6 protein-coding genes and 1 pseudogene are annotated in these 6980 nt (G+C 70.0%); all 7 read left to right on the forward strand.

What is annotated here, in order from left to right:
* Positions 1-368: pseudogene (locus tag D7V97_RS37355) on the forward strand (hypothetical protein); the annotation flags it as partial.
* Positions 365-1402, forward strand: a complete 1038-nt coding sequence (epsD, locus tag D7V97_RS37360; RefSeq protein WP_120615380.1) for an exopolysaccharide biosynthesis glycosyltransferase EpsD — start codon at positions 365-367, stop codon at positions 1400-1402. The pseudogene D7V97_RS37355 and the gene epsD, both read left to right, overlap by 4 nt.
* Positions 1403-1407: 5 nt before the next feature.
* A complete protein-coding gene (gene epsC / locus D7V97_RS37365; RefSeq protein ID WP_199729083.1) occupies positions 1408-1944 on the forward strand; it encodes a serine O-acetyltransferase EpsC in 537 nt (178 codons plus the stop codon).
* Between the two features lie 48 nt (positions 1945-1992).
* Positions 1993-4176: a GH44 family glycoside hydrolase EpsB gene (gene epsB / locus D7V97_RS37370; RefSeq protein WP_120615382.1), complete on the forward strand. Its 2184-nt coding sequence runs from the start codon at positions 1993-1995 to the stop codon at positions 4174-4176.
* 10 nt (positions 4177-4186) lie between these two features.
* Positions 4187-4990 (forward strand): exopolysaccharide biosynthesis glycosyltransferase EpsA, encoded by an 804-nt coding sequence (gene epsA / locus D7V97_RS37375; protein WP_120615383.1) that lies wholly within the window; start codon positions 4187-4189, stop codon positions 4988-4990.
* A 67-nt stretch (positions 4991-5057) separates the two neighbouring features.
* Positions 5058-6416 carry a restriction endonuclease fold toxin 5 domain-containing protein gene (locus D7V97_RS37380; RefSeq protein ID WP_120615384.1) on the forward strand — a complete coding sequence of 453 codons (1359 nt, stop codon included), beginning with the start codon at positions 5058-5060 and terminating at the stop codon, positions 6414-6416.
* A gap of 14 nt (positions 6417-6430) precedes the next feature.
* The coding region (locus D7V97_RS37385; protein WP_120615385.1) for an Imm52 family immunity protein at positions 6431-6980 on the forward strand (550 nt) is incomplete at its 3' end.

The following is a 6980-nucleotide window of genomic DNA, read 5'->3' on the forward strand; positions in this document are numbered from 1 at the left end:
AGATGTGTACAAGAGACAGGATGGAGGCCGGCTCGCCCTACCCGGAGCCGCCCCTGCGGCTGGTGGACGCCACCGGCATCGAGCCCGCGGGCGCGCCGCGCATGGTGCTGGAGGTGCGCCGCCGCGTGGAGCAGGGCGAGCGGGTCATCGTGGTCATCGACTCGCTCCTCACCCACCCCGCGAGCATCCCGCTGGCGCTCGCCGCCGACACGGCCCTGCTGTGCATCACCCTGGGCGAGACGGACTTCGGCTCCGCGGAGAAGACCCTCAAGCTGGTGGGCGCGGAGCGCTTCGCCGGCAGCGTCACCTTCCCGCGCGCCACCAAGAAGCAGCGTCGCGCCGCGGCCGAGAAGAAGAAGAAGCCATGAGCCCTTCCGCCTCCCCCGCCGCGCCAGTCCCCCGGCTCAGCGTCGTCATCGCCACGTACAACCGGCTGCCCCTCATCACGCGCCTGCTCCAGCAGCTCGCCGGCCAGACGCTGCCGCCCGGGGACTTCGAGGTCGTCGTGGTGGACGACGGCTCCGCCACCGACGTGCGCGGCCCGCTGCTGGAGCTCACGCTGCCCTACGCCCTGCGCGTGGAGGTGCAGCAGAACGCGGGCGCCGCCGCCGCGCGGCACCGGGGCGTGCTGGCCGCGAAGGGCACCGTGGTGCTCGTCACCGACGACGACATGCAGGTGGCCTCCGACTTCCTCGCGCGCCACCTGGCGCACCACCCGCCGGGCTCGCGCAACGTCGTCCTCGGCCGCATCCGCCCGGACCCCGAAATCGGCGACATGCCGCTGTTCGAGCGCTGGTACGCGCACCTCAACAACCGCATGGCGGAGGAGCTGTCCGTCCCCGGCGCGAAGGCGCGCGGCAACCACCTGTACACCGGCAACGTGTCCTTCCCCCGCGCGGACTACGTGGGCGTGGGCGGCTTCGACAAGACGCTGGGCCAGTCCGAGGACGTGGAATTGGGTGTGCGCCTGGAGAAGGCCGGCTGCGCGTTCCTCTTCGCCCCGGACGCCTACGTGCTGCACGGCAGCGACCACGTCAGCTTCGAGAAGTGGATCCGCCGCGCGCACCGCTACGGCATGTTCGACACCCACGTGTCCGTGAAGCACCCGGACGTGAAGGGCGTGAACCCGTGGCGCCTGCTCTTTGAAACCAACCTCCTGTCGCGCCCGCTGCTGGCCACCGCGGTGGTGGCGCCCGAAGCGTCGCGCCGGCTGACGAACGCGGTGGTGAGCGCATCGCAGATCGCGGACAAGCTGGGCCTCAAGGGCGCCGCGTTCGCGGGCACGTCCGTGGCGTACGGCATGGAGTACCTGCGCGGGGCCCGCACGGAGGCCGGTGGCCTGAGGGGCATCGCCAAGGGCGTCGCGCGCTACCTGCAGGGCCGGGGGAACAGCCAGGAATGAAGACCATGATTGGAGCGCTCATCTCGGACGCGGTGGAGATGGCCAAGGCCGCCACCGGCTCCTCCGACGCGAAGTCGCTGGCCAAGGTGGTGCTCACCAGTGATTCGTACCGCATCACCGCGCTCAACCGCGCGCGCGAGGCGGCCATCGCCTTCCACATCCCGCTGCTCAACCACGTGCTGCGCGTGGCGCAGACGGCGGTGATGGGCATCGAGATCGGCAGGGACGTGACGCTGGGCAAGGGCGTGTACTTCGTGCACAGCCTGGGCATCGTCATTGGCGGGGACGCGCGCATCGGCGACCGCGTGCGCTTCTACGGCAACAACACCGTGGGCACCGCCAAGGACAACGGCTACCCCGTCATCGAGGACGATGTCTGGATTGGCGCCGGGGCCCGCATCCTGGGACCGGTGCGCATCGGGGCGCGCTCGCGCATCGGGGCGAACGCGGTGGTGCTCCAGGACGTGCCGCCGGACAGCGTCGCGGTGGGCATCCCCGCGCGCATCTTCCCGCGCAAGGACCAGGACGACGTCGCGCTGTAATCGCAGTCGGTGGGTGGGCTCGTGCCGGGGGATGCGTTGAAGAAGGTCATGGCTGACAGTGCGAAGCAGGCGCGGTGGAAGCGGAACATCCTCCTCACGTGCGTGGTGCTCGGCAGCAGCGCCGGCGTGGCGATGGCGCAGCAGGACGCCGCGGCGCCGAAAGACGCGGCTCCCAAGGACGCCGCCGCGCCCGTGGATCCGTCCGCCTCGGTGGTCATCTACGACGGCGGCCTGAAGCCCGGATGGAAGGACATCGGCTGGGCGCCCCGCGAGCTGCCGCAGAGCGCGCCCGCGCGACTGCGGATGTTCAACTACGGCGGGTGGATCCTCTACCAGCCCAAGCTCGCGGGCGCGTACGGCGCGCTGTCGTTCCGCTTCACGGCGCCAGAGGCGTACGGCGAGTTCCTGGACGTGCGCCTGGACGCGCCCGGCGCCGCGGTGTTCCCGCACGTGCGGATCAACCCGGAGTTCATCGTCAAGAAGGACCGCGAGTGGGCGGAGGTCGTCGTGCCCATGGAGGTCCTCAACCCGCGCAACCTCCCGTTCGACCGGCTGGTGATGCGCGCGTCGAAGGACGTGGGCCGCGACTGGGTGCTCTTCGACAAGGTGGCCCTGGTGCCGCTGGCGCCGGACATCGCCGCCGCGCGCGCCGCGGGCGGTGGCCGCGCGGGCCGGGGGGCGGGCAAGGAGTCGAAGATGATCATCGACTGCGCCGCGCCCTCGCGCCCCATCAGCCCGCTCATCTACGGCATCGCGCTGGACGGCAACCGCGAGACGCAGGACACGCACCAGTGGAAGCTGGGCGCCACCATCCGCCGCTGGGGCGGCAACCCCACGTCCCGCTACAACTGGAAGCTGGGGCGCGCGTGGAACACCGGCAACGACTGGTACTTCCGCAACGTGCAGCTGGGCTTCGGCGCGGATGACTTCCTGGAGTCCAACCGCAAGCACAACGTGCAGTCCGCGCTCACGCTGCCGCTGCTGGGTTGGGTGGCCAAGGACACGTCCTCCGTGGGCTTCCCGGTGTCCGAGTTCGGCCCGCAGCAGGCCGTGGACGACACGGAGCCCGCGGGCGGCAACGGCATGCGCCGCGACGGCACGCCCCTGCCGCCGGGCCTGCCTGGCACCACCAGCGTGCAGGCCCCGCCGGAGTTCATCTCCGAATGGGTGCGCTCGCTGAAGGAGGCGGACGCCAAGCGCGGCGGCGGGCCCGGGAGCAGGGGCGTGAACATGTACATCCTGGACAACGAGCCCGCCCTCTGGAGCTCCACCCACCGGGACGTGCACCCCGAACCGCTCACCTACGACGAGCTGCTCAAGCGCACCATCGACTACGGCACCGTGGTGCGCCGCGCGGATCCGGAGGCCGTCATCGCGGGCCCCGCCGAGTGGGGCTGGACGAACTACTTCTGGTCCGCCGCCGACTTCGCCCCCGGCCGGCCGCCGTACACCGACCGGCGCGCGCACGGCGACGTGGCGCTCATTCCCTGGTACCTGCGCGAGCTGCGCGACCACGAGAAGAAGACGGGCGTGCGCGTGCTGGACGTGGTGGACGTGCACTTCTACCCGCAGAGCAACGTGGGGCTGGGCCTGGAGGGCGCCACCGACGTGGAGACCAACGCGCGGCGGATCCGCTCCACGCGCGCGCTGTGGGACCCCAGCTACAAGGACGAGTCGTGGATTGGCGAACCCATCCAGCTCATCCCCCGCGTGAAGCAGTGGATCGCGGAGAACTACCCCGGCCGAGGCATGTCCATTGGCGAGTACAACTTCGGCGCCATGAAGCACATGAGCGGGGGGCTCGCGCAGGCGGAGGCCCTGGGCCGCTTCGGGCAGCAGGGGCTCAGCTCCGCGTTCTTCTGGCAGTACCCCGCGGAGAACAGCCCCACGTTCTGGGCGTTCCGCGCGTACCGCGATTTCGACGGCAAGGGCGGCCGCTTCCAGGACGTGTCCCTGCCCACCACCGCGGCCGAGGGCACCAGCCTGTTCGCCTCGCGCGACGCCTCCGGCAAGAAGCTGGTGGCCATCCTGCTCAACTTCGACCCGGAGCAGGCCGCCCAGGCCCAGCTCGAGTTCAAGGGCTGCGGCACGCTCAACGCCGTGCGCGTGCTGGGCTACTCGGGCGCGCCGGGTGGATTCACCGAACAGGCCCCCGGAACGAAGGCCGAACAGGCCCTGTCACAACGCCTTCCCCCCTATTCCATCACCGTGCTCGACCTCACGGTGAAGTGAAGACGACGCCTTGACCACCGCACACGCCAAGTCCGCAGCCTCGCCCCGCCCGCGCCTGAACATCGGCCACCTCGCCATCGACCAGCTCACGTTCCCGGAGGCCATCCAGGCCATTGGCGAGCTGGTGGACGCGCACCAGGGCGGCTACGTCTTCACCGCCAACGTGGACCACGTCGTCCTCGCGGAGACGAACACGCGCTTCCGCGACGCGTACCAGAAGGCCACCATCTCCGTGGTGGACGGGATGCCCATCGTCTGGGCCTCGCGCATGCTGGACGTGTCCCTGCCGGAGCGCATCGCCGGCTCCGACCTCATCCTCCCGCTGGTGAAGCTGGGCGCCGAGCGCAAGTGGCGCATCTTCCTGCTGGGCGCGGGTCCGGGCGTCGCGGAGAAGGTGGGCCGTCAATTCCAGACGCAGTACCCGGGCATTGAAGTCGTGGGCTGGGATTCGCCGATGGTGAACCTGGACGCGGGCGACGCGCAGAACGACCCCATCGTCGCGCGCATCCGTGAGCAGGATCCGCACCTGCTCTTCGTGGCGCTGGGAAGCCCGAAGCAGGAGGTGTGGATCTCGCAGGTGGCCGAGAAGCTGGGGCCCACGGTGGCGATTGGCATTGGCGCGGGGTTCGACTTCATCGCCGGCACGGCCAAGCGCGCCCCGGAGTGGATTGCCCGCTCCGGCTTCGAGTGGCTCTACCGCCTGACCCACGAGCCCAAGCGTCTGTGGCGCCGCTACATCCTCAATGACTCGCAGTTCGGCGTCATCCTGCTGCGCGAGCTGTGGAAGCGCACCGGCGGCAAGCAGGACGGGTGAGTCCGCGGTAGGTCCTCACGGGCCGGGCGGCAGGTCCTCAGGTACGGTCGCGCCTGAGGACAACGCCATGGACGCGAGCAGGGCCGGGGTGTGGATGTTGTTGCTCGTGCTCGTCACGGGCTGCGCGGGCGGTCCCACGGTGCGGTTGCGCACCGCCGAGGGCCCCGTGCGGACGCACGTGCCCCGGACCGGGGAACGGCGTGTCCCCGTGAGTGCGGGGGACTTCGAGGCAGCGCTGTCCCGCCTGGTGTTGGACGTGCCGTTGACGGTGCGGCCTTCGCGGCAGGGGCGCGTGGTGCGCGCGTCGGCGGGCGAGGGGGCCCTGCTGGACCAGGGGCTCGCGTACCTGCTGCGCGACCGGTACGGGAAGTGGTGCCGGGCCCATGAGGCGCCGGTGGATTGTCTGTCCTTGCTGGAGGAGGGAGCAGGCTTCAGCGCGATGGACCGGCTGACGTTCGCCGTGGGCCTGTCGCTGGAGCCGCTGCGCGAAAGCATCGCGGATGCCGTGGAGGACACGCTGGATCCAGCGTTCTTCATGTCCCTGGTGGTGGGGGTGCTGACGTCGTGGGCAGTGCTGGCGGCGGCGCCGGAGCCCGTGTTCACCAAGGCCGCGGCCGTGCTGGCCGCCGTGGTGCTGGCGTACGTGGGGATCCAGTCGTTCCTGGCCGTGGTGAAGGCGTGCGGGACGCTGAAGACCGCGACGGACCGGGCCACGACGTTCCAGGAGCTGGTGGAGGCGGGAGAGACCTTCGGCCGGGTGTTGGGGCCGGAAGTGGCACGGCTCTTCGTGCTCGCGGTGACGGTGCTGGTGAGTCACGGCGTGACGCTGGGGATGTCGTCGGCGCTCACGGGGCTGCCCGGGTTCACGGAGGCCTCGATGCTGGGTGCGTCCCAGGTGGGCATCCGGTTCTCGCAGGTGGCGGAGGTGAGCGCGGTGGCGGTGGTGGACGGCGCCGTGGAGGTGACGCTCACGTCCACGGCGGTGGCGATGGCGGCGAGGGGGCCTCCGGCGGGTGGCGGGCCGCCTTCAGGAGGACCGGGGAAGTGGGTGCAGACAACGGAGTCGATGTCCGAGCGCGCCCGGGCGTATCAGGCGCAGGTGACGGGGGCTCCGGAGGGATCCGCGTACCGGGTGCAGGAGGGGGACACGTTCGCGGACTTCGACGGCTTCAATGCGACGGACGACCTGCTCCTGGAAGCCAAGGGCCCGGGCTATGAGAAGTTCATCAAGGACGACATGGACATGAAGGAGTTCTTCCGGGGCTTTGGAAAAATCCTGGAGCAGGCCAAACGGCAATCCGACCTGGCGAATGGAAGGCGCATCCGCTGGATTGTCGCGGAGGAGCGATTCGCCAACATCCTTCGTGAAGCCTTCAAATTCCGCGAGTTCGCCATCGAGGTCGTGCACGTCCCCCCCGTGCCATGAGGAGTCCTGGAGCCATGAAAGAGTCGTACTACGCGGGCTGCTACTGGCTGGCCCGGCAGGAGCCCATCGAGGCTTGCGCCCAGCGATTGGCGGGCTTCCTCCAGTTGGTGAGCCCGCTGGAGCCCACGTGGAACCGTTGGCATCAAGCGGCCGGCAGCTTCAAGAAGGCCCGTCAGCTTCAGGTCCAGCCAGACGCCACCACGCTCGCGAAACTCCTGGGCCGCAAAGCCCATCGGTTCAAGGACATGTCCAGCTTCTGGCTCTGGGCAGGCGAGACCGAGGATGAAACCTCGGGTTTTGACGGCAACTGCGGGAGCGCCTCCACGAGGGTGGCCTCCTTCTGCGTCCTCAACTCGCTCACTTCGGGCCAGGTCGCGCAGCGGGTGCTGACCGCCCCCGTCCTGACCGGCGTGGTGCGCGCCATGGCGCTCGCATGGGAGCCCGAGTTCGCCCTTGCCACCTCCCATGAGCATCGGGACCTCACCGTGACCGACGAGTTCCCCAAAGCGGGCACCTACGTCGGCTGGGTCATGTACTTCGCCCACTTCCGGGGCACCGTCCCCC

The sequence above is a fragment of the Corallococcus sp. CA053C genome (genome assembly GCF_003611675.1).
In the GTDB taxonomy this organism is placed as follows: domain Bacteria; phylum Myxococcota; class Myxococcia; order Myxococcales; family Myxococcaceae; genus Corallococcus.